General features: G+C 66.0%; 20 protein-coding genes and 1 tRNA gene. 7 read left to right on the top strand and 14 right to left on the bottom strand.

Translation table 11 applies throughout. From position 1 onward, the window contains the following. Nucleotides 1–11 precede the first annotated feature (11 nt). From U1769_RS18965 to yajC, 5 genes are read right to left on the bottom strand one after another with little or no spacing between them, the layout of a single operon-like run. Entirely contained in the window at nt 12–1199 is a 1188-nt protein-coding gene (locus U1769_RS18965) for a DUF3089 domain-containing protein (protein ID WP_332719178.1), read from the bottom strand. A 60-nt stretch (nt 1200–1259) separates the two neighbouring features. Then, nucleotides 1260–1631, bottom strand: coding sequence for an MTH938/NDUFAF3 family protein (locus tag U1769_RS18960; protein ID WP_332719176.1), 372 nt, complete (start codon nt 1629–1631; stop codon nt 1260–1262). Between the two features lie 20 nt (nt 1632–1651). Then, nucleotides 1652–2620, bottom strand: coding sequence for a protein translocase subunit SecF (gene secF / locus U1769_RS18955; protein WP_332719174.1), 969 nt, complete (start codon nt 2618–2620; stop codon nt 1652–1654). Between the two features lie 13 nt (nt 2621–2633). Continuing rightward, on the bottom strand, nt 2634–4238 hold the full coding sequence (secD, locus tag U1769_RS18950; protein WP_332719172.1) for a protein translocase subunit SecD: 1605 nt from the start codon (nt 4236–4238) through the stop codon (nt 2634–2636). 4 nt (nt 4239–4242) lie between these two features. Then, nucleotides 4243–4575, bottom strand: coding sequence for a preprotein translocase subunit YajC (gene yajC / locus U1769_RS18945; RefSeq protein ID WP_332719170.1), 333 nt, complete (start codon nt 4573–4575; stop codon nt 4243–4245). 178 nt (nt 4576–4753) lie between these two features. Here yajC and U1769_RS18940 point away from each other — a divergent pair, with 178 nt between their 5' ends. The 3 genes from U1769_RS18940 to U1769_RS18930 all read left to right on the top strand — a co-directional run bounded on the left by U1769_RS18940 (nt 4754) and on the right by U1769_RS18930 (nt 6634). Further along, entirely contained in the window at nt 4754–5476 is a 723-nt protein-coding gene (locus U1769_RS18940) for a hypothetical protein (protein ID WP_332719168.1), read from the top strand. A gap of 60 nt (nt 5477–5536) precedes the next feature. Further along, nucleotides 5537–5613 (top strand) — tRNA-Pro (locus tag U1769_RS18935). A 142-nt stretch (nt 5614–5755) separates the two neighbouring features. Beyond that, nucleotides 5756–6634 (top strand): sterol desaturase family protein, encoded by an 879-nt coding sequence (locus U1769_RS18930; RefSeq protein ID WP_332719166.1) that lies wholly within the window; start codon nt 5756–5758, stop codon nt 6632–6634. A 68-nt stretch (nt 6635–6702) separates the two neighbouring features. Here the strand turns inward: U1769_RS18930 and U1769_RS18925 are convergent, their stop codons facing one another. After that, nucleotides 6703–7029 (bottom strand): UrcA family protein, encoded by a 327-nt coding sequence (locus U1769_RS18925; RefSeq protein WP_332719835.1) that lies wholly within the window; start codon nt 7027–7029, stop codon nt 6703–6705. Nucleotides 7030–7603: 574 nt separating this feature from the next. Here U1769_RS18925 and U1769_RS18920 point away from each other — a divergent pair. Further along, the gene (locus tag U1769_RS18920; RefSeq protein WP_332719164.1) at nt 7604–8596 is read left to right on the top strand and encodes a cupin domain-containing protein; all 993 of its coding nucleotides are present in this window, start codon (nt 7604–7606) and stop codon (nt 8594–8596) included. Nucleotides 8597–8652: 56 nt separating this feature from the next. Here the strand turns inward: U1769_RS18920 and U1769_RS18915 are convergent, their stop codons facing one another. The 5 genes from U1769_RS18915 to U1769_RS18895 all read right to left on the bottom strand — a co-directional run bounded on the left by U1769_RS18915 (nt 8653) and on the right by U1769_RS18895 (nt 15253). Further along, nucleotides 8653–9798: a Yip1 family protein gene (locus U1769_RS18915; protein ID WP_332719162.1), complete on the bottom strand. Its 1146-nt coding sequence runs from the start codon at nt 9796–9798 to the stop codon at nt 8653–8655. A gap of 142 nt (nt 9799–9940) precedes the next feature. Beyond that, the gene (locus tag U1769_RS18910; RefSeq protein ID WP_332719160.1) at nt 9941–12781 is read right to left on the bottom strand and encodes a M16 family metallopeptidase; all 2841 of its coding nucleotides are present in this window, start codon (nt 12779–12781) and stop codon (nt 9941–9943) included. A 562-nt stretch (nt 12782–13343) separates the two neighbouring features. Then, complete coding sequence (locus U1769_RS18905) at nt 13344–13847, bottom strand: EF-hand domain-containing protein (RefSeq protein ID WP_332719158.1); 504 nt, start codon at nt 13845–13847, stop codon at nt 13344–13346. A 180-nt stretch (nt 13848–14027) separates the two neighbouring features. Next, entirely contained in the window at nt 14028–14450 is a 423-nt protein-coding gene (locus U1769_RS18900) for a hypothetical protein (protein WP_332719155.1), read from the bottom strand. A 110-nt stretch (nt 14451–14560) separates the two neighbouring features. After that, nucleotides 14561–15253, bottom strand: coding sequence for a TetR/AcrR family transcriptional regulator (locus tag U1769_RS18895; RefSeq protein WP_332719153.1), 693 nt, complete (start codon nt 15251–15253; stop codon nt 14561–14563). Nucleotides 15254–15288: 35 nt separating this feature from the next. Between U1769_RS18895 and U1769_RS18890 the strand changes: the two genes are divergently transcribed. The 3 genes from U1769_RS18890 to U1769_RS18880 are packed head-to-tail and all read left to right on the top strand — an operon-like array spanning nt 15289 to nt 19856. Further along, nucleotides 15289–17571: a TonB-dependent receptor gene (locus U1769_RS18890; protein ID WP_332719151.1), complete on the top strand. Its 2283-nt coding sequence runs from the start codon at nt 15289–15291 to the stop codon at nt 17569–17571. A gap of 60 nt (nt 17572–17631) precedes the next feature. Continuing rightward, nucleotides 17632–18513, top strand: a complete 882-nt coding sequence (locus U1769_RS18885; protein WP_332719149.1) for a phosphodiesterase — start codon at nt 17632–17634, stop codon at nt 18511–18513. Between the two features lie 2 nt (nt 18514–18515). Continuing rightward, entirely contained in the window at nt 18516–19856 is a 1341-nt protein-coding gene (locus tag U1769_RS18880) for an MFS transporter (protein WP_332719147.1), read from the top strand. Nucleotides 19857–19908: 52 nt separating this feature from the next. Here the strand turns inward: U1769_RS18880 and U1769_RS18875 are convergent, their stop codons facing one another. The 3 genes from U1769_RS18875 to U1769_RS18865 all read right to left on the bottom strand — a co-directional run bounded on the left by U1769_RS18875 (nt 19909) and on the right by U1769_RS18865 (nt 21758). Then, complete coding sequence (locus tag U1769_RS18875; protein ID WP_332719145.1) at nt 19909–20109, bottom strand: hypothetical protein; 201 nt, start codon at nt 20107–20109, stop codon at nt 19909–19911. Nucleotide 20110: 1 nt separating this feature from the next. Beyond that, the gene (tgt, locus tag U1769_RS18870) at nt 20111–21250 is read right to left on the bottom strand and encodes a tRNA guanosine(34) transglycosylase Tgt (RefSeq protein WP_332719143.1); all 1140 of its coding nucleotides are present in this window, start codon (nt 21248–21250) and stop codon (nt 20111–20113) included. A 163-nt stretch (nt 21251–21413) separates the two neighbouring features. Then, on the bottom strand, nt 21414–21758 hold the full coding sequence (locus U1769_RS18865; RefSeq protein WP_332719141.1) for a hypothetical protein: 345 nt from the start codon (nt 21756–21758) through the stop codon (nt 21414–21416). Nucleotides 21759–21983 lie beyond the last annotated feature (225 nt).

Genomic DNA, 21983 nt, shown 5'->3' with positions numbered 1-21983 from the left:
CGGCGAGGGGCTCAGCGTCGCTTGGGCTTGTAGGGCGTGCCGCGCCATGCCGCCGCCTGGCGGTCGGCGAGATCGACGAGGTTGCCCATCGCGACCGGCATGTCGATCAGGTGCAGCCCCCAGTCCGGCAGGATCACGCCCCCAACGGCGACGTCCCCGACGATCGTATCGGTCCGCGGATCCGCCGGATCGGCGTTCACCGAGACGGCGAGATAGGTGAACCCATCCTTCGACACGCATTCTGTGGAGATCAGGTCCGGCACTTTCACAAAGCTGGTCGTGACGGGCAGGTTGTCGCTGGTCCACGGCCCCATCGTGGCACTGCCGAACCCCCCACCCTTTGCGCCCAGGATCGCATCGGCGACTGCCTTGCCGCCGGCGAGTGCCGCGGGATTGGTGCAGGCTGCGACCATGCCGGGCTCGGGCACCTTGCCGAAACGGCTGTTGGCGGGCGGCGGCGCATCGGCGCGGAAGCTGGCATAGCTGATGACGCAGTTGAACTGGTCGTCGGTGCGGCAGAGTGGGGTCCGCTTGAAATCGCCGCCCACGTCCCTGCCCGCGGGTACGGCGACGTTGGCGCCCAGCAACATCGCCGAGATCATGTTGCGCCGAACGGGCTGGGGCTCGATCGTCTTGGCGATCAGTTCCTTCAGCACCAGCGATCCCTGGCTGTGACCGATCAGGACGACGCCGCGGCCCTTGTTGTCGCGCGCAAGATAGTCGTTCCACGCGGCCGTGATGTCGGCGATGGGCGTGTCACGGTCCATCGTCACCGGCTGGCCGCTGATGAACGCGCGGAGCGCCGTCAGCGTGAGCTGGCGATAAAGCGGCGCGAACACGCGGCACTTCGAAGCGAAACGGGCCGCCTGCGATGCCGCGACCGCAAGCTCCTCCGGCCCGGCCGTCATGTCGCTGTTGGGCGTCGGATCGTTGGAGACTGTCGGATAGACGTAGAAACAGTCGAACTGGGGCGTCGCGGTCGCCTTGAATTTCTCGATCTTCCGCTTACCGTTCGCCTGGATGACAGTCACGTCCTGGTTGACCGCGCAGGCATCGGTGCGGCCCGGTCGGCAAAGCCATGCCGCATCCTGCGTATAATCGGGTTTCGGTGCGGTGCTTGCCATCGGTGCCGTCTGCGCGGCGGCGGGAACGGTAAAGGACGGGACGGCGAGCAAGGCCAGTCCGGCGAGCAGCTTCATGCGATCTCTCCCCCCAAAGCTATCGAGCTGGGGCCATGATAGCGATACGCCGAACGGCGGTCAAAGCGGGTAGAGCGCCCCCGCGATCCAGCGGCCTTCGCCGCGCAGCACCGCCCAGGCCCGGGCCGCGGCGCGGCTGTCCATCGCCTCGATGCCTAGCCCGTGCGCCTCGATTGCCCGCACGAACGACACGGGCGGGCGGACCAGCGAAGGCCCGGTGCCGAGCAGCAGGAATTCGGGAAAGGGATCGAGCGCGAGCAACGGCGCGACATCGTCGGCGCTCAATTGCTCCATGGGCGGCGGTGCCCAGCCATCCGCGCGCACCGGCGTGAGCAGTAGCGCGCGATAGACCCCGTCATCGACCTTGAACCCGCCGCCGGAAAAGGCCGAGATGATCGGGCCGGCGGTCTGCTGGCCTTTGTCCATGCGCATCGTGGGTTACCCGACAGGCTTCAGGGTATGTCCTTGAAGGCGACCCGCTCGGCCTTCGATCCAGGCGTGTCGTCGCCCTTCGGCTCGGCGCGCAGGCCGAGCGAGATGAGCAGCGAGGACGAAACGTAGATCGATGAATAGGTGCCGACGAAGATGCCGAGGATCATCGCCGCGGTGAAGCCGCGCAGCACATGGCCGCCGAAGATCAGCAGCGCGAACAGCGCGAGCAGGATGGTGACCGAGGTCATCACCGTACGCGGCAGCGTCTCGTTGACCGACAGGTCGACTATCTGAGCCATGTCCATCTTGCGATAGCGGCGCATATTCTCGCGGATTCGGTCGTCGATGACGATCTTGTCGTTGATCGAATAGCCGATGATGGTCAGCACGGCCGCGACGATGTTCAGGTCGAACTCGAACTGGGTCAGCGCGAAGAAGCCGAGCGTCATCAGCACGTCGTGAACGATCGCGACCATGGTCGAGACGCCGAACTGCCATTCGAACCGGAAGATCGCGAACAGGCCGATGCCGACAACGGCCAGCACGACCGCGAGAATGCCCTTCCAGATCAGCTCGGTGGAAACCTTGCCGCTGACGGCGTCCTGCTTCGAGAAGCGGGCGTCCGGGAACTCCTTGTTGATCGCGGTCTGCACCGCCGCGACAACCTTGTTGGTCGCATCCTCTTCGGTGCTCTCGGGCGGTGGGAGCTTGATCGAGATGGTCTTGCCATCAGTGCCGACCGACTGAAGCCGCACTTCGCCGAGCCCGAGCCGATCGACCACCTGCCGGAGCTTGTCGGTCGAAGGTGGTGTCTCGAACTTTTCCTCGATCATCAGGCCGCCGACAAAGTCGACGCCCAGATTGAGGCCGCGCGCGAACACCAGGGCGACGGCGGCAATGGTCAGCAGCATGGTGAGCCCGAACGCCCATTTGCGCAGAGAGACGAACGGGAGGTTCGTATTGTCGGGAACGAGTTTCAGGAGACGCATGGCCGGTCGCCGATCAAATATTGAGGTGGCTGGGGCGCGTACGGCGGACCCAGAGCACGACGAGCATACGGGTGAAGGTCACCGCGGTGAACACCGAGGTCGCGATGCCGATCAGCAGGACGACGGCGAAACCCTTCACCGGACCTGAGCCGAGCAGCAGCATGATCACGCCGGAGATGGCGTGAGTCGCGTTAGCCTCGAAGATCGTCCGGCTCGCTTCCTTGTAGCCGAGTTCGATCGATTGAATCACGCTGCGACCGCGCCGTTGCTCTTCGCGGATTCGTTCGTTGATCAGCACGTTGGCGTCTACTGCGGTGCCGATGGTCAGCACGAAACCGGCGATGCCGGGCAGGGTCAGCGTGCCGTTGAGCACCGCCAGCACGCCCATGATGACCACCACGTTGATGACCACGGCGAAATTCGCATAGATGCCGAAGCGACCATAGGTCACCAGCATGAAGGCGATAACCAGGATCACCGCGATCACCGAGGCCTTGATGCCGGCGTCGATCGAATCCTTGCCGAGATCCGGGCCGACGGTGCGTTCCTCGATCACCTTCAGCGCCACCGGCAGCTTGCCGGAGCGCAGGGCGATCGCCAACTGGTTGGCGCTCTCGACCGTGAAGCTACCAGATATAGACGCCGTCCCGCCCAGGATCGGTTCGCGGATGGCCGGCGCCGAAAGCACGGTGTTGTCCAGAATGATCGCGAACGGATGGCCGACATTAGCCTGAGTAACCCGCGCGAACTTCCGCCCGCCCTGACTGTCGAAGGTGATCACCACCTCCGGCTCGTTGGTCGTCTGGTCGTTGCTTTGCTGGGCGTTGATCAACTGGTCGCCGGTCAGCATCACTGATCGTTTCACCGCGATGAACGGTGTGCCGGAAGGATTGCCTGGATAGGGCAGCACCTGGCTGCCGACGGGCGCAATACCCTTGGCGAGTTGAGCTGGATCTGTGGCGGTTTCGTCGACGAGCTTGAATTCAAGCTTGGCGGTCTTGCCGAGCAGATCCTTCAGCTGTTGCGGATTCTGCAGACCCGGTACCTGAACGACGATGCGGCTGTTGCCCTGCCGGACGATGTTCGGCTCGCGCGTCCCAAGCTCGTCGATGCGCTTGCGCACGACCTCGGTGGCGTCGCCCATCGCCTGGTTGATCTGTTGGTCGATCCCGGCCTGGGTCGGGGTCATGACGAAGCGCGTGCCGTCCCTGACTTCGATGTCCCAGTCGCGCTGGCCGGTAAGGCCGGCGCCGGTGGTCAGCGTCTGGAGCTGCTCGCGCGCCGCATCGACCTGGGATACGTCACGCAGCATGAAGCTGACCTTGCCGTCCCGGGTCGAGATGTCGCCAATGTCGATCTTCGGCTTCGCCCGCTTCATCGCGGCCGCAACCTCGTCGCGCTTCTGTTCGACGCGCTGGTTGATCAGATCCTTGGTATCGGCCTCGAGCAGAAGATAGGAGCCGCCGGCCAGATCGAGCCCGAGGTTGATCCTGGGATGCGGGATCCAGCCCCAGGCCTTGGTCTGGTCTTCCGAGAAGAAGCTCGGGATCGCCAGCGCCATCAGCGCGGCGAGCAGCACCAGGATCGAGGTGATCTTCCAGCGCGGGAAATCAAGCATCGGATTAATCGTTCGCCGGCTTCGCGGTGCCGGACGGAGTGACCTCCGCCAGCATCGACTTCACCACGCGCACCTTGACGGTGGGCGCGATCTCGACGTCCACGAAACGCTCCTCGACCTTCACGACCTTGCCGACGACGCCGCCGGCAGTCACGACCGAATCGCCCTTTTTCACCGCTTCCAGCGTGGCGCGGTGCGCTTTCGCCTTCAGCTGCTGCGGCCGCAACACCAGGAAATAGAATACCGGGATGAGCAGCAGATAGGGGATGAGCACCAGGAAGGAACTGCCGCCGGCGGCGGCGCCTGCGGTGGCTGCATAGGCTGGGGTTGCGAACATGGCATCCTGAATGGCTGGCCGAAATGGCTGGGTATCGAAAAAGGGGCAAGGCCCATTCTATAAGCGCCGCGCGCTATCACTTGTGCGATGGGCGCGCAACAATCCTTGGCCGGTGGAACCCGGGTAGGCGTCACGCGTCCAACGCGAAGATGGCATTTCCATGCGATGCGATTGGGGTATGAAGCAAATCGAGCCGGCCGGCTTTCCGGCCCACCTGAAGGGACGAATCATCTTTAAGGCTGCCATTGCACTCCTGCTGCTGGTCGTCCCGGCCGCTGCCTCGGCGGCGTCACGCGACATGCTCACCCAGGCTGTCTTCACCGCGCACGACAAGGCCGCGGCGCTAACCCAGATCGCCGGTGCCGAGGCCAATGCCAATGCGACCCTTGCCAAGGCGCCGCATGACAGCGAGGCGCTGCTGACGCGGGCGATGGCGATCGGCTATCGCGCCAAGCTTAACAAGAGCCGCCACGACGCGCTCGAATGCCGCGCCCAGTTCGAGGCGCTTGTCGCGAAGAATCCACAGGATCCCGAGGCGCAGGCAGCGCTCGGCGGCTGGCACATCGATGCGGTCGCCGCGCTGGGCGGGCTGACCGCACGCGGTGTGCTCGGCGCGCGCAAGGCCATCGGGTATGCGGCGACCGATCGGGCGGTGGCGCTCGGTGGCGATCGAGCGCTGTTCAGCGGGCTCGCCGCACTGCTGCGGCTATCGCTCGATCCGGACGACGCGCGCGGTGCTGCGCTTGCCAACGCCGCGGTCCGAGGCACGACGCCCACGACACTCGACCGCCTGATGCAACGTCGCGCGGCCGAACTGGTCAATGCGCTGAAGGGCGGGGATCGGCGAATGGTCCAGGCGCTGGCGAAGCGACTCCTGCCGCTCGGCCAGATCAGGGACTAGCCACCCCACCTTCCGCGCTTGCATCCCGAGCCCCACCCGCATATGTGCCCCACCCTCGGTCGGGGCGTAGCGCAGCCTGGTAGCGCATCACACTGGGGGTGTGGGGGTCGCAGGTTCGAATCCTGTCGCCCCGACCAGAGATTTGGCAATCGGTTGGCGGCACCGGGCGGCCCTACTCTCCGCCTGCTCGCGATCCGCGCACCAGTCCGCGCTCGCCGGATAAGCGCATAGTTTATCGTCCGCTCGGGAATCCTTAACCGTTCCGCGCGAGAGTGGCGCATGGATTTTCTGACCGACTTTGGCGTTGCCACCGAACGCGCCTATCTCGGATGGGCGCTGATCTTTCTCTTCGTCACCGCGATCGAGATCTCGTTTCCCAAGGAGGGCAGCCCGGTCGCGTCACGCTTGTCGGGGCTGGTGTTCTGGGCGGTGTGGCTGCCGGTTACGGGGATTACCAACTTCCTGCTGCTCGAACTGTGGGGTGCTATCGGGCTGCCTCCTCTATTCTCGGTCGATGCCGTGCATGCGATGGGATGGGCTGGCCCATTTGCGGTAACCGGCGCGATGTTGATTGGCCTGCTGGTGGCCGATTTCTTTGCCTATTGGTATCACCGGGCCCAGCACGCGTGGCTATGGCGTTTTCACGCGGTCCATCACTCGGTTCGCGATCTGAACGGCGTAAACTCATTCCATCATGTGAGTGAAGCATTCTTCAACATGCTCATCATCACGATTCCGCTCAGCCTGGTCACGGTCGACTATGGTGAAAAGCCGGGCCTCGTCAGTTTCCTGATCTGGTTCCAGGTGGTGTTCATTCACTCGCCGTCCCGGGTAAACTTCGGTTTCATGCGGATCCTGTTGGCGGATAACCGATTTCATCGCATCCACCACTCGCTCGAGCCGCAACATTTCGACAGGAATTTCGCGATTAATTTCACGATCTGGGATCGCCTGTTCGGGACGGTTCACAACCCCGGCCCGGACGAGTGGCCGGCGGTCGGACTGGCGCAGATCGATCAGCCAAGAAGCCTTCGCCAATGGCTGGACCTCCCGCTGCGCTACAGGGAAGCGGCTGATATGCCGGAAGCGAACCAGGTGGTCCCTGCTTCGCCAGCGCGAATGTCCAAGGAAAGCGCCCGCTTCACCCCGATCACATAGCACTGGACGGCCAACACCCGCTCCGGGTTCTCCAGTGAGCGCTACGATCGTTCGCGGTCCCGGCCGACTTACCGGGCGCGAAACAGGCGCATTTCGCGCGATGCTTCCTGCCGGCAGATGTCCCTGTCGCTCTTGCCGCGCGTGACGATGAACGGTCCTTTGCCGCCTGGTCCGGGCAGAAACGAGATGGGAGCCTTGCCCGAATGACCGGCGCAGGCGCGGGTCACTGCATCGCGTAACCGCTGGTCAAACTGCCTGAGGCCGGCTTCGGTCGTCAGGTCGAGTCCCGTCGCATCCACATCGACCTCGACAGATCGATCATGGGCAGCGACCACCGTCGGCACCATCGCGGCGGCCAGCCCAATCAACCAGCTTGTGATTTTGGTCCATCGCATCACATGTCATCCTTTCGCTCTTGCGGGACGACGATGATCGCAACGGACGATGGCATCGGGGTTTCAGGCCGTGCCTGCTTGGTGACATCGGTAGCCCGGACGGCGGTTGGCGATGCAACCGGGCAAGCCTGCGAAAAGCGCAACGTGGCCTGGGTACGGCGCGCTGTGGCCGCTCAATGCTTCCTGATAACCCGGTTGCATTTGCAATGCTTTGGCGCCGCAGCGAAATATTCCGATAACGGGTTGGGCACCATGGTCGGCTCAACAAGGCAAAGGATCTCGGATCCAGGAGTCCTTGGCTCTAGGCAGCGCGCCCCATCCCGGCGCTGTAAGGCGGCGCGTCGCTCCTTCCGATGCGCCGCCTCTTTATTGTTTCGGCGATATCCGGGATCGAAGGGAACGCCCCGTAAAGAAACCAGCTGGCAAGATCGCCTGCAGGCAGCAAATCCGCTTTTCCTATATCATATATTTGATATAGGTCGCTCCGACTCCCCGCCCAGCACACGGCAATAGCCGAGGGACGGTGAGCTGAAATCCGGCGGCGCGCGCCGGTCCTTTTGGAGGGAGATGACTGATGCGTGTTCTGAAAACCACGATGACTGCCGGATTGATCGGAACCGCCGCGCTGCTGGCGCAGCAGGCATTCGCCCAGGCGGCGCCCGCGCCGCAAGCCGCTCCGCCTGCAGCCCGTCCTGCGCCGCCGCCGCCGATCTTCGGCTGGGTGCCGAAGAAGACGCCGGTCCAAGCCTATATCGCGCCGAACAAGCCTTGGTGGAAGCTCGCCGACGTGCTCGCGCTGCACAAGGGCCAGGCGAGCTGGTCGCAGCCGATCGTCCGCAACAAGGACCTTGCCGCCGACTGGCATCAGCTCGCCCCCGGTGGCCGGAAACCCGAAGTCCTCTACGCCGACAACCGAGTCGCGATGATCGTCTGGAGCGGCCAGGTCCGGGTCAGCATCAAGGGGCAGGAGCCGTTCGTCGCTTCCAAGGGCTTCGAGATCAACGTGCCGCTGCGCCTACCCTTCACGCTTGAGACGGTCGGCTCGGCGCCTGCCTTGTGGCTGGAGATTCACGAAGCCGGCGACATCCCGATCTATCCGGAAACGAGCACGCCGGCCAAGCCGGCGGACGGCAAGGGCTATACGTACACCAAGGCGATCCTGTCGGGCGGCGACGGCGTCTATGATGGCACCAACAAGCCCTATCTCGATTATTACAAGGACGTGATCGGCGCAGATGCGCGTGCGGGCGCGTTCATTGCGAGCGATCACATGTTCGTCAACAATATCCGCGGCAAGGGCACGCCCACCCCGCCGCCGAGCAATCTTGGCCATTTCCATACGAATTACAGCGAGTTCTGGTTCATCATGGAGGGCAATGTCGATTATCAGATCGAGGGCGTGCCGTTCTTCACGGCTTCGGCCGGGGACGTCGTCACCGCTGAAGTCGGGCGGTGGCACCGGGCGAGCTTCGGTGGTCCGGTCGGCCAGTCCGCCACCCGCGTCGCGATCAACCCCTTCCCGCGCGGGTTGCACAATTACGCGCCTGAATCGGGTGGCCGGCAGTGAAGCCGGACCAGTCCGGAAATTGAGAGGCCCCGTCTGCGTTGGCAGGCGGGGCTTTTTCATTGCGCCAGCGCCGCCAGCCTGCCCGTGTCGATCGACGCCACCGCCTGTTTAAGCGTATCGATGGTCGGGGCCTCGCCATCGGCTGATACCATGAAGCGGCTGGCGACCATCCTGCCGTAGCTGCCGCGGCCCGATTCGGTGTTCCACTTCTGGCTGACCATCGCGCCGCCGGCCATTTCGGTCTTCTCATATCCCGTGGCGGTCTGCCGGCTCGTCTCCATGTTCATCGCGCCGCCCAGAGACGCCAGCGCCCCCGCAGCGCCCATGTCGGTCACGGACAGGCTGAAGCTCTTGTCGCCGAGCGTGTAGCGTCCTTCGGCATGACTGCCCGCGATCCCGCCGACGCCGCCGCTCTGAGTCTCCGTATCGCCGCGGGTGAAGCCGCCGATCGATGCCGGCAGCAGCGCCTGGAGCGCCGTGGCGGGGATCGGGGTCGCGGTGCCGTTCTGCATCTTCTCGGTGGCGACCTTCATGCGCTCGACCGCGGCATTCGCCTTGGCGAGATCGACCTCAGCCACGCCGGGGATATTCAGCGTCCCGCTCACGCTCCCGGCGTCGGAGGCGAAGACCGGGCGGGCGATCGTGGCGCTCACCTGCGCGGCGACCGCGGCGATGACCAGGAAGACGACGATCCCGACCACCATGATCACCGCCACATAGGGCAGAGTCCGCTCCGCCGGCACCTTCATCAGTATCGGCAGCCCGATCCACAGCAGGTAAAGGCCGTACAGGCAGCCAAGCAGCGCGAGCCAGCCGAGGGTCGGGAGGATCTGAAAGATCCCCGCGAGCCAGCCGGCCGTCGCGGAAAAGGCCGCGACCTTGAAGGCCGAGACTATATTCTTCGTTCCGCCGAAGCTCGGCGCCAGCGCGTCGATGATCAGCGCCAGGACGTAGGTGCCGATCAGCGCGAGGACATAGCCGACCAGAGCGGTGCTGACCGCCGCGCCGATCGGCGGGCGATAGGTGATGCCCAGGAAGCTGTAGCCGAAGATCAGCGAGCCGATCAGGCCGGCGACCGGGCCGATCGCCGCCAGCGGCACGACCCAGCCGGTATAGATGCCCTTGATTGTCATCGGCTCCGCGTCGATCCGCGGCCATTCCTGTGCCGGCGCGGTCAGCAGCCGCTTGATCCGTTCCGTCATGCTCGTGGGTCGATCGCCTGGAATATGCGTGGCCATGGCCTGCTCCCTGTTGCTCCTGCCCCCCGGCGCGCGACCCTAGGCAGGATCAATCCGAAGGATAGGATCAAGGCGACATGCACGACGGTTTTGCGGCCGACACGGGTTATTTCAGCACGGCGCTGTCCAGATTGAGGGCGCTGGCCGGGATGAGTTCGAGTGTCGGATAGTCCTTTCTGAGCGCATCGACGAAGTCTTTCGCATCGCCGACCACGACGATGCTCGCGCGGGACGGATCGAGCAATTTCGCGGCGGCAGCCTGGACGGCGGCCGGATCGACCGCCGAGACCGAGCCCGTGAAGGCCCTGAGCTCGCTCAGCGGCACGTCCTGCACGACATAGTCGCCCAGCGCGTCCGCGATGCCGTCGGTCGTCTCGATGCCCCGCCCGAAATCGCCGATCAAGGTCGCCTTGCGTGGCTCGAGCTCGTTGGCCGGCACCGGCTCGCTGCCGAGCCGCTTCAGTTCCGCCACCATGATCGCGACCGTCTCCGGTGCGGTCGGGTTCTTGGTCTGGGTGCGCGCCGAGATCGAGCCCGGAGCGCGCCGTGCCGACAGCGAGCTGCCGGCGCCATAAGCCAGGCCGCGTTTGATCCGGATTTCCTGGTTGAGCCGCGATGAGAAGCCGCCGCCGAGCACGGTGTTGGCCACGCTCGCCGGATAGAAGGCCGGGTCGCGCCGCGCGATGCCGGGTCGCGCGACGACCACGCCGGCCTGGCCCGCGCCGGGCATGTCGACGACGATCACGCGCGGGGCTGGCCAGGCCGTTGCGGCGACGGGGGCCGCGACCGGGACAGCCGGTCCAGTCCGCTTCCAGCTGCCGAAATTCTTCTCCGCCAGCGCCTTTGCCGCAGCCGTCGTGATGTCGCCGACCACGATCAGCGTCGCCTGCCCGGGCTGCCACGTTCTCGCATAAGCGGCGCGGATGTCAGCGGCTGCGATCGCCTTCAGCGATTCCGGCGTGCCCGACAGCACATGGCCATAGGGCTGGCTGCCGAAGACCGCGCGGCCGGCAACGAGCCCGGCGAGCTGCGCCGGATTCTTGAGCGTTACGTTCACCCCGTCGATCGCCTGGGCGCGGGCCCGCTCGAGCTCCTCGGCGGCGAAGGCCGGGTTGCGCGCGACATCGGCGAGGATGGCGAGCGCCGGGGCCGCTTGATCGGACTTCACCGTCACGTCGATCGACGATCCGTCCCAGCTGGCGTCGGCGCCGATCGAGCCGCCCAGCGCCTCGATCTCCGCCGCGATCTGAGTTGCCGAGCGCGTCTTGGTGCCCTTGGTCAGCAGGTCGGCGGTCAGGCTGCCGACGCCGGCCCGATTGGCCGGATCGGCTGCACCACCGCCGCTCGCGACCAGCGAAGCCGTGAGCAGCGGCAGGTCATGTTTCTCGACCACGATCACGCGCAGGCCGTTGGCCAGTCTCAGTTCCTGCGGTGAAGGGATGGCGGGGCTGACGGCCGCACCCGGCGCGGGCGGCGCGATGCGCTCGGCCGCCGGGGCCGGCGTCACCACCACGACATCGGGCGGCGTTACCAGCGGGGCAACCTGCACGGTCGAGGCCACGGTGACGGTGTCGCCCTTCACGCCGGCGGGCGCGCTTTCGGCGGGCAGATACCAGATCGTCGCCGAGCGTTCGTCGCGCAGATATTCCCGCGCGACGCGCTGCAAGTCCGCCGCGGATACCCGGGCGATCGCGGCGAGCTGGCGGTCGGCCGCACGCGGATCGCCGTTGATGATGACGGAGGCGGCAAGGGTGGAGGCCTTGCCCTCGGCCGTCTCGCGGCCCTTGAGCGCGCCGGTCAGGATCTCGTTCTTCGCCTCGGCCAACTCGGCCGGGGTGACGGGCGCGTCGCGCAGGCGGGCGATCTCGCGCCGCAGTGCCGCTTCGCCGGCCTCAGCGGTCTTGCCGCCGGCGAGGATGGCGAAGACGCCGAGTGCGCCCGGACCCTGCTTGGTGTCGAGATAGGTCTCGGCGGCCTGGGCCAGCTGGTCGCGATAGACGAGGGATTCGTAGAGCCGCGAGCTTTCGCCCTGCGACAGCACTGCGTTCAGCACGCTCAGCGCCGGGCTGTCGGGATCATTATCGGTCGGCAGCGGATAGCTGATCGCGACCGCGGGCAGCGGCGTGTTCGCCTCATAGACGGTGACATGAGTCGCCTTAGTCCGCTCGGGCTCAGTGACGGAGACGCGCGGGATCGGGCGGTCGGGCTTTCGGATGCCGGCGAAATACTGGTCGACCCAAGCATCGAGCTGCTGCGGATCGAAATTGCCCGAAACCACCAGGATCGCATTGTCCGGCCGGTAATAGGTCGCGTGGAAGGCGCGGACATCGTCGATCGTGGCGCTTTCGAGATTCTCCAGGCTGCCGATGCCGGGCCGGGCATAAGGATGCGTCGTGTAGGAGATTTCGGGGAAATAGATCGAGAACAGCTTGCCGTAAGGCTGGGCCAGGGTGCGCGAGCGCAGCTCCTCCTTCACCACGTCGCGTTCCGATGCGAAGCTCTTGGGCTCGACCACCAGGCTCGCCATGCGATCGGCTTCGGCGAAGAGCAGGCGCTGCAGATGGTTGGCGGGGACGACCTCGTAATAATTGGTATAGTCGTCATTGGTGGAGGCGTTGTTGTAGCCGCCGACATCCTCGGTCAGCCGGTCCATCTGTTCGGAGACGAGGTTGCGCGTCGCCTTGAACATCAGATGCTCGAACATGTGCGCAAAGCCCGAGCGGCCGGCGGGATCGTCCTTCGACCCGACATCGTACCAGACCTGCACCGAGACGTTCGACGTGCCGGTATCGCGGATCGCATAGACCTTCAGCCCATTGGCGAGCGTGCGTTCCGTGAAGGCGATCGGCTTGACCGCCGCGGCCGCCGGTGCGGGCGCCGTTTGCGCCTGGGCCGAGAGGGGAAGCAGGGCGGCGCCGAGCAGGAGGGCGGCACGGGTAAGGCGCATGAACTGGCTCCGGTATACGGGACAAGGATTGCGGGAGGGTGTCGCGCCCGCGCGTTGCTGTGTCAATCGCACAATACACCGCCGATACTGGCCGGGGGGTAAAGACTTTCCCGACATCGATAATGAACAGGCGCGCTGATCATGCGCCGATATAGGGACGCTGTGCTTGGCCGCGTCGGATCGCGCGGCAGTATTTTCCGATTTATGTCACCCATGGAGGGTGAGGGCGATTCTGAAACGCTGCAATATTGCCTTACTATATTTGTTGGAAATAATGACTCGATGGACATTTCGTGATGAAATAGGTCATTTCTATGAAATAATATAATATTCTGATCTTGTAAATTATGGATTAGTTTTGTCACCGGGGTGTCTATAGTGTGCACGATGAATTCCAGCCGCTACGGGCATGGTGCCCGCGCCGCATAAGAGCATATCGCGTCCCGCCATTGAATCTGCCCGCTGAGCACACCGGCAAGGCCGCCCGGTCGATATTGGCGTTGCCGGGGATCCGTTTCGCATGGCCGCCGCGCTGGTTGCGGACAGGGAACAACACCGGGCCTCAGCGGCCGGGAGTCTTGGCCCCGGCGGCCGGACCATTAGGCCCGACCGGACCGATCGGCACTGCCTGTTTGCGGGCCGCTGCCTTCTCGGCGACGGTGACGACCCCGTCATGGTTCGTATCGAGCAGATCGAACTGGCTCAGCGCACGCGAGCCGGCCTCGACCCGGCTGAGCTTGCCGTCGTGATTGGCATCGACCGCATTGAATGCAGCCATAGCGGCGTCGAGCATCTTCTGCGCCTGTTCCCTGGATGGTGCGTTCGGCGCGCCGGGCGGGGTCCGGTTCAGCACCACGCCCATGCGCTTGCCGAACTCGTCACGGCTCATGAAATTGTCCTTGTTGGTATCGGCGCGGTCGAACACCAGCTTCACCTGCGCTTCCATCTGCGCGCGCGTCACATCGCCCTGAAGCGGCGCGGGTGTCCTGGCCTGCGCGGCGAGCAGCGCCGGCGCGGCCAGCAGGCCGAGCGTGGCGGCCATTTTGGTGAGGGTGGTGGGGAACATGATCATCCTTTCACGGCGCACCGACCAAGGGCGGCGCGCGGCACTAGTGCGGCGCCGGAATAGGCGGGGCAAGCTGGCCGCGGGGTGAACGGGCCGGGGCGGGCGGAGTTCCGCTGTGGTGGGTGTCGGGAAGCAGGAGGGGCGGCGCGGAAGGAGTGCGCATTGGCCTCAGGCTACGCCTCACCTCGTCTGCAGCACCAGCGACAGCACGACGATCACCCCCAGGCCGGCGGTGATGCTGGTGGTCAGGCCCATGGCGCGCGAACGCGTCCAGCCACTGACGCCGAGACTGACCAGCAGCGCGAGCAATCCGAGCACGAAGCTAAGCGACATGATCGCGCGTCCGGCATCCGCCATCCGGCTGGCGCCCGCAGGTGCGTCGGGATGAAGCGCGGCGATCAGCATGGTCGAGGCGATGACCGCGACGATGAAGCCGACCGCTGACGTCACCGCGCCGCCGATCGCGACCGACGCCGGGCGCGAGCGCTGGCCGAACGTGAGGAAAGTGGCGAGATAGGTCGCCGCAAACCCGCCGAGAAAGGCGCTCAACGCGCCGATCTGAGTCGCGAGCGTGGTGAGATAGGCGGGGGCGAGTTGCTGCATGCGCGGGTGTAAGCCGGGAAAGCGACGGGCGGCAAGCCGCTTCGGGCGGTGAGCCGCAGCGTGACCAGCCGGAGGTGGACGGCCCGGCTGTCTTCCTTACGAGCGGGTATTCAGGAGGCCGCACGCGCGCGGCGCTCGACCTCATACGCCATGGCGTCCATCGCGAGGTCGACGACGGCGTCGAACAGCGCGTCGTCGGGCTTGCGCGAATATTCGATCGCGAGTCCGCGCGTCAGCGAGCGCAGGAAATATTTGAGGACGCGAAAGCTCGCCTCGTCGAACCCGATGGCATGGGCGGCGATGTCGATGTCGCGCCGGTCATTCACGTCGCGCAGAGTCGCATTGACGCGCTCGCGAAGCTCCTGGTCGGACTTGGAGGCGATCCAAACCTCGATCAGGAACCAGGTCGCCGGGTCGCGATAGGCCGCCTTCATCGTGCTGCGGGGATCGATCGCCTCGCCCTCCGCCGTCTTGCCGTAGAAGGCGGCATAGGCGTCCTGGCGCTCGCTCAGAATATGCTCGGTCACCTTGGCGATGATATCGACGCGCCGGTCGCCGAAATGGTGCTGGATGGCGCCGCGCGTGACACCGGCGCGCTCGGCGATTCGCATCATCGTCGCGCCCGCATAGCCATCGTCGAAGACCGAGCCGACCGTCGCGTCGATCAATCGCGCATAGGTTTCGGCGCCCCGCTTGTCGCCATTATTTCCGTTGTAATCCAGCACGTCCGACAATCCATTCCTGCCTGCATCGCCGCCTTCGGGCTTCGCGCCCGAAGGTGAAACATAGCTTGTCACGACCATGTAACAGGAATCGGACAGAGACAATACATGCATGAATGTATCTTATGAGGTGGACGGTGAAATACGGACGGTGCGGATTATGGGTCACGGTAGCGGCGGCGGCGATTCTCGCCGCGCCGGCATGGGCGCAGGACCAGGCGCCCGACAGTGGTTCCCCGGCGTCGGACATGTCCGGTGGCGACATCGTCGTGACGGCGCGCAAGCGGGCCGAGCCACTGAGCCAGACGCCGATCGCGGTGACCGCGATCCGCGGTGAGACGCTGCGCGAGCGCGGCCTCCATTCGCTGGAGGATATCGCCACCGTGACGCCCGGCGTCAGCTTCCGCGAGGATGTTGCCGGACGAGCGGGGCCGGCGATCACCATTCGCGGCATCGGCTTCGACGATTATCACGCCAATGGCAGTCCGTCCGCAGCCGTCCATGTCGACGAGGTCTATCAGGGATCGAGCGCGTGGATCACCGGCCAGCTCTTCGACATCGATCATGTCGAGATACTGAAAGGCCCGCAGGGCACGCTCTACGGACAGAATACCACGGCCGGCGCGATCAACGTGCTGACCCGCCAGCCCGGCGACAAGCCCAATGGCTATCTCGACGCCAGCTATGGCAGCTATGATGCGTTGCGCATCGAGGGCGCCGTTGGCGGCCCGCTCACCTCCACCTTGTCCGCCCGCGTCGCCTTCCTGCGTGAAACCGGCGGCGGGTTCCTCAAGAGCATGGGCAATGCCTCCGTCGCGGGGAACACAGCGGTCCCGGGACGGATCCCGCCGCTGGCGGCGGTCGCGCCGCAGGACGGTTTTGGCGACGCCGACTTCTGGGGCGTGCGCGGCACACTGGTCTATCAGCCAGGCACGGCGACTCGCATCACCGCCGAGGTCAATTATGGCCGTGATCGCGGCGCCAACAGCCAGAGCGACGTGCTTGGCCGCTCGGCGACGGGCTTCACCGAGCCCGACAGCGATCCCTATACTTTCTACGCCAATATGCTGCCCTTCATTGACGCCGACCAGATCGGTGGACGGATCAAGCTGGAACAGGAATTTGGCGGCGTCACCTTCACCGGCATCGCCAGCCAGCAACATCTCAAGCGCAGCTTCACGCTCGATCCGGGCTCTCCGCTGCGTGCCTTCGACATCCTCTATCGCGACTCGCTCGACCAGACGACGGTCGAGGCGCGGCTCGCCAACAAGCCCGGTGGCGCGATCGACTGGATCGTCGGCGGCTTCTATTTCCGCGACCGCGTCCACACCAACCAGAATGAGGATGCGAGCGATCTGCTGCGCTCGGTGATCGAAGCCGATGCGCTCCAGCATCGCGAGAACCTGGCCGCCTTCGGCGAGGCGAACTGGCATTTCGCACCGACGCTGACGGCGACCCTGGGCCTGCGCTACACACATGAGCGCGCCACCTATCGCGGCGCGACCACCGACCTGAACCCTTATGGGACGAGCATCGTCCGCAGCAACTTCCCGGATCTGCCGGTGGTGTTCGACAACCGCTTCTCGGACGATGATCTGTCCGGCCGCGCTGTGCTGACCTGGCGGCCGGAGGACGGCGCGATGCTCTATGCCTCGGTCAGCCGCGGCTTCAAGAGCGGCGGTTTCGACGGCGCCACCATCTTCACGGCCAGCAAGGCGCTGCCGTTCAAGTCGGAACATGTCTGGGCCTATGAGGCGGGCGCCAAATGGTTCCCGCACGACCAGCCATTCAACGTCGCGGTTTCGGGTTTCTATGACGATTTCTCGGACATGCAGGCGACCGCGACAGTGGTGCTCGGCGGCGCGGCCGGCGGCATTCCGACCAATGTGCGCACCAACGTCGCCTCGGCGACCCTGTATGGTGGCGAGATCGAGGCGGGTTTCCGGCCGGTCCGGGGCCTCGACCTGACCGCTGGCATCGCGCTCCTCCATTCGACGATCGACGATGTGGTCTCGGCCAATGCGGCGGAAGCCGCGCGGCGCGAGGGACGGCCGCTGCCCAATGCGCCGGGCCTCTCCTTCACCGTCGGCGCGCGCTATCGCCACGCGCTGGCGAGCGGCTGGGCGATCACGCCGGGCACCAATGTCTCCTATGTCGGGAGCCAGTATAAGGACATCGACCATTTTGCGAAGGCCGGGCGTTATGCGCTGCTCGACGCGCGACTATCGATGGATTCGCCCGACGGCCATTGGTCGGTCTCGGTCTGGGGCCGCAACCTCACCGACAAGGCCTATTTCGTCGGCCTGATCGCGGCGCCGAGCGGCGGCAACGTCATCGGCACCCAGCGCATCGTCGGCGCGCCGCGGACCATCGGCGGCGAAATCGCCTTCCGCTTCTGACCTTCAACCGTAACCGGGGCGGTCCATGGCGGCCGCCCCGCCTCCCGATCGGACAGACTGTTGCTCATCGCCCATATCAGCGACTTCCACATCGTTCCCCCACCCGCGCTCTGCTATGGCTATTCCGACACCCGCGCCGGACTGATGCGCGCAGTCGCCGCGCTCAATGGCCTCTCGCCGCGGCCGGACCTTGTCCTGGCGAGCGGCGATCTCGTCGACGAGCCCTCGGCCGAGGCCTATGAAACGCTCCGCGCGATCCTGGCGAAACTCGCCATCCCCCATGTGCTGCTGCCCGGCAATCACGACGATCGGGGGCTGCTGGCCAGGACCTTTCCCGAGCACGACTATCTGCCGCAAGGCGGCGCGCCGGCGAACTTCGTGCGGGACCTGGGCGCGGTGCGCCTCGTCGCCTTCGACGCCGTGATCCCGGGCAAGGAGTATGCGGAGCCGACCACCGAAGGGCTCGACTGGCTCGCGACGACGCTGGCCGCCGCGCGGGCGCAACCGACCATGCTGGTGCTCCACCATCCGCCGATCCCGACTGGTCTTGCCTTCATGGACGCGATCCAGCCGGCGTGGCCACAGCGCCTTGCCGCGATCCTGGACGCAAACCCGCAAGTCCGCCTTGTCGGTTGCGGCCATGTCCATCGCCTGATCGACGGTATGCTTGGCCATGCCCGGGTGGCGAGCGCCGGGTCCACTGGCCATCAATTCGCGTTCGCCACCGATCTCGACAGCCCGCCGCGACTGAGTGGCGAACCCGCGATGATCCGGCTGCATCTCTGGCGGGACGGCGCGGCGACGAGCTTCGCGACGCCGGTCGACCGCGATTTCGCCACCCATGCCTTCGAAGGGATCGACGACTCCGGGTGGAAGCGGATTCGCGCGCAGCTGCTCGGCGGGCAGAGCCGGCCGGGTGGCGCCACGATCGAGGGAGCCTGAGCATGGACATGGCGGCAAATCGCGCGGGCATGGCGAGCGCGGCACGGCGCATCGGTTCCGGGCTCATCGTCCGTTATGCCGCGATCGGCTTCGTCACCAAGGCGCTGACGCTGCCGCTCGTCTCCTATCTGCCGCCGGCTTATGCCCAGGCGACAGGCCTGCCGCTCGCCACGATCGGCGTGCTGTTCATGGTGGCGCGGCTGTGGGACATCGTGCTTGATCCCATTGTCGGCTATTGCATCGATCGTTTCGATCCGCCCTTCGGCCCGCGCAAATTCTGGATCGCGCTTGCCGCGCTGATCATGATCCTCACTATTCCGCCGGTGTTCGCGCCGGGTGCGTTCGGCCTCGGGCAAAACGGCGCGATCGCGGTGCCGGCGATGCTGCTGCTGATCTTCTATTTCGGCTGGACGATGATGTCGGTCGCTCACGCCGCGTGGCCGGCCGAGCTGAGCGAGGCACCGGCCGATCGCGCGCGGCTGATCGCCTGGCGGGAATGGGCCGGCGTGCTGGGCATGCTCGGCATCGTCTCGGCGCCTGCGCTGGTCGAGCATCTCGGCGGGAGCCGCCTGACCGATCAGCTCTCGGTCATGGGCTGGTTCGCGATGATCGCGCTGCCGATCGCGCTGGTCCTCGCCCTGCGCCTGCCCGCGGCCGGACGGCATCAGGGCGGCACGGCCGATCCCTTCGCCGTCCTGCGCCTGCTGGGCGCGTCCGCGGGCCTGCGCCGGCTCCTGCTGGCGGACCTGCTGTCGGGCGGCGGGTTCGCGGTGATCAGCGCGACCTCCTTCTTCATCCTGAGCCTGCTGGGCCTGGGACACTCCTTCTCGACGCTGATGCTGGTCTATTTCATCGGCATGATCGCCGGCGTGCCGCTGTTCCTGCGCATCACGATCCGCATGGGCACCCGCGCCTCCTTCACCATCGCGATGACCGGCGCCGCGGTCGCGACGCTCGGCCTGGGCCTCGTGCCCCATGGCGCGCTGGCGATTGCGGCGGCGATTCAATTTGGGGTCGGGCTATTCACCGGAGGCTATCAGTCCAACCTCAATGCAGCGATGGTCGAGGTCGCCGGTGCCGACGGCGCGCGCAGCGGGCATTCGACCATGGGCAGCCATTTCGCCTTGCTCGCGCTCACCAACAAGCTCGGCTACGCGCTCGCCATCGGCCTGTGCTATCCGTTGCTCGACGCGCTCGGCTTCAAGGGCACGCAGATCGCCGGCAGCAACGGCACGCTGCTGATGGTCATCGGCCTGGGTGGTGCTGCTGTCCTGCTCGCGCTCGGCGGGATCATGTTTCCGCAAGCCGACCGTAAGGCGATCGACCCCGCCGGACGGCAATGAGCAAGCCGGGCAACGGGCGCGAACGCGTCCATTCCGGCGGACATGGTCTGGCCTAACGCTTCTGCCGCGACCGGTTGGCGTAGAGCAGGGCGGCGACGACGGCGGCCGAGCCGATGCCGAGGCCGATCGTAGCGATCGGCCAGCGCTTCGCCTTGGCGGGATCGGCGGTCACAGCGGCCGCCTCGCGGTGTTCCTTGGCCTCGCGGGTTGCGGCGAGAATCTCGTTGGCGTCGTCTTCGTCGGTACTGGACAAGTCACTCTCCCTTGGGCGGGCCGGCATAATCCCGCCTGAACGCATCGGCAAAGGCCGTGATCCGCCCGTCCGCTATCGCCGCGCGCAGATCGGCCATCAAGACCTGATAGAACCACAGATTATGTTCGGTCATCAGCATCGCGCCGAGAATCTCGCCGGCGCGGACCAGATGGTGGAGATAGGCGCGGCTCCAGCCGGCGCAGACCGGGCAGGAGCAGGCCGGATCGAGCGGACCGGTGTCCTCGGCGAATTTCGCGTTGCGGATGTTGATCGGCCCCCGGCGCGTGAAGGCCTGTCCGGTGCGGCCCGATCGGGTCGGCAGCACGCAATCGAACATGTCGATGCCGCGCTCGACCGCGCCGACGATATCGTCCGGCTTGCCCACGCCCATCAGGTAGCGCGGCTTCTCCGCCGGGAGCTGCCCGGGCGCGAAATCGAGGCAGCCGAACATCGCCTCCTGCCCCTCGCCGACCGCGAGGCCGCCCACCGCATAGCCATCGAAGCCGATATCGATCAGCGCGGCGGCACTGTCGCCGCGCAGCGTCTCGTCGAGCGCGCCCTGCTGGATGCCGAAGATCGCGGCGCCTTCGGCATGGGCGCCGCCGCTGTCGAACGCATCGCGGCTGCGCTTCGCCCAGCGCATCGATCGCGCCATGGCGGCGGCCTGCACTTCCGGCGTGGAGGTGGTCGGCACCAGCTCGTCGAACGCCATGACGATGTCGGAGCCGAGCAGGCGCTGGATCTCGATCGAGCGTTCCGGGCTGAGCGTATGGCGCGAACCGTCGAGATGGCTCTTGAAGGTCACGCCGTCCTCGGAACGGGTGGTCAGGTCGCTCAAGCTCATTACCTGATAGCCGCCGCTGTCGGTCAGGATCGGGCGATCCCAGCCCATGAAACCGTGAAGCCCGCCGAGCCGCGCGACACGCTCGGCGCCAGGCCGGAGCATCAGGTGATAGGTGTTGCCAAGGATGATGTCGGCGCCGGACGCGCGCACATCGGCGGGCTTGACGGCCTTGACCGTCGCGGCGGTGCCGACCGGCATGAAGGCGGGTGTGCGGATCGTGCCGCGGCGCATCGCGATCTCGCCGGTGCGGGCCTTGCCGTCGGTGGCATGGATGGTGAACTCGAAACGCGGAGGCATGCGCCCCCCTAGCCCCGCGGGTCGCCTGCTGTCGACACGCATCGCTTCGCCGCCCTGGCCAGAGTCCGGACTCAATTTAATTCGATGAAGCGCGCGCCGGGGATCATCTCCTGATCTTGGGTGGATGGGCGCCCCCCGAGGCGGGCGCCCATCCACCCGGCAATCAATGGTCCGCCAGGCCGATCTGTTTCAGGTTGTTGGTCGACTGGGTCCGCGGCGCATGCTCGCGGGTCACGACGCCGCTCCTCCGGATTTCGCGCTTGCTGTCCCCGGTATCGCGCCGGGGCGCATCGCGCAGATCGGTGGCCGAGCCGTTCCGGCCACCAAAGCCGCTCGACTGCGTTGCGGTGTCGCGCCGCGGGGCGTCGCGAAGGGTGGTGGCGGACCCGTTCCGGCCGCCGAAACCGGTCGACTGGGTGCCGGCGGGCTTGCCGCGATCCTGCGCGAAGGCGGGGGTGGTGACGATGACGGCCGAGACGGCCGCTGCAATGATGATCGACTTCGACATGGTAATATCCTCTTTCCGGTTCGGCGGGTATCGCGGCCGGCTCGATGGCAGCGTCACTAGGCGGGGCGGATCGGTGCGAGGAGTTGCAATGGCGCGCCGCGGACGGTGCAACCGCCGTGCAACCATTGTGGTGGTCGCAACGAACTGCAGCGGCACCTCACGCTCTTCATCGACGCCCAGAATCATGGCTGGCGGCTAAAGGCCCAACGCGGCCTCGCACCACAC

Origin of the sequence: Parasphingomonas zepuensis, from assembly GCF_036663735.1 — a bacterium.
Classification (GTDB): domain Bacteria; phylum Pseudomonadota; class Alphaproteobacteria; order Sphingomonadales; family Sphingomonadaceae; genus Sphingomonas.
This window is presented reverse-complemented; position numbering and strand designations above follow the sequence as displayed.

Excerpts from the sequence above, each read along its gene's own strand:
- U1769_RS18930 (WP_332719166.1), top strand. The coding sequence starts at position 5,756 with ATGGATTTTCTGACCGACTTTGGCGTTGCCACCGAACGCGCCTATCTC.
- U1769_RS18880 (WP_332719147.1), top strand. The coding sequence starts at position 18,516 with ATGGACATGGCGGCAAATCGCGCGGGCATGGCGAGCGCGGCACGGCGC.
- U1769_RS18960 (WP_332719176.1), bottom strand. The coding sequence starts at position 1,631 with ATGCGCATGGACAAAGGCCAGCAGACCGCCGGCCCGATCATCTCGGCC.
- secD (WP_332719172.1), bottom strand. The coding sequence starts at position 4,238 with ATGCTTGATTTCCCGCGCTGGAAGATCACCTCGATCCTGGTGCTGCTC.
- U1769_RS18940 (WP_332719168.1), top strand. The coding sequence starts at position 4,754 with ATGAAGCAAATCGAGCCGGCCGGCTTTCCGGCCCACCTGAAGGGACGA.
- U1769_RS18905 (WP_332719158.1), bottom strand. The coding sequence starts at position 13,847 with ATGTTCCCCACCACCCTCACCAAAATGGCCGCCACGCTCGGCCTGCTG.
- U1769_RS18915 (WP_332719162.1), bottom strand. The coding sequence starts at position 9,798 with ATGACGGAACGGATCAAGCGGCTGCTGACCGCGCCGGCACAGGAATGG.
- U1769_RS18900 (WP_332719155.1), bottom strand. The coding sequence starts at position 14,450 with ATGCAGCAACTCGCCCCCGCCTATCTCACCACGCTCGCGACTCAGATC.
- U1769_RS18890 (WP_332719151.1), top strand. The coding sequence starts at position 15,289 with ATGTATCTTATGAGGTGGACGGTGAAATACGGACGGTGCGGATTATGG.
- U1769_RS18965 (WP_332719178.1), bottom strand. The coding sequence starts at position 1,199 with ATGAAGCTGCTCGCCGGACTGGCCTTGCTCGCCGTCCCGTCCTTTACC.
- U1769_RS18925 (WP_332719835.1), bottom strand. The coding sequence starts at position 7,029 with ATGCGATGGACCAAAATCACAAGCTGGTTGATTGGGCTGGCCGCCGCG.
- U1769_RS18895 (WP_332719153.1), bottom strand. The coding sequence starts at position 15,253 with ATGGTCGTGACAAGCTATGTTTCACCTTCGGGCGCGAAGCCCGAAGGC.
- U1769_RS18910 (WP_332719160.1), bottom strand. The coding sequence starts at position 12,781 with ATGCGCCTTACCCGTGCCGCCCTCCTGCTCGGCGCCGCCCTGCTTCCC.
- tgt (WP_332719143.1), bottom strand. The coding sequence starts at position 21,250 with ATGCCTCCGCGTTTCGAGTTCACCATCCATGCCACCGACGGCAAGGCC.
- U1769_RS18920 (WP_332719164.1), top strand. The coding sequence starts at position 7,604 with ATGCGTGTTCTGAAAACCACGATGACTGCCGGATTGATCGGAACCGCC.
- yajC (WP_332719170.1), bottom strand. The coding sequence starts at position 4,575 with ATGTTCGCAACCCCAGCCTATGCAGCCACCGCAGGCGCCGCCGCCGGC.
- secF (WP_332719174.1), bottom strand. The coding sequence starts at position 2,620 with ATGCGTCTCCTGAAACTCGTTCCCGACAATACGAACCTCCCGTTCGTC.
- U1769_RS18865 (WP_332719141.1), bottom strand. The coding sequence starts at position 21,758 with ATGTCGAAGTCGATCATCATTGCAGCGGCCGTCTCGGCCGTCATCGTC.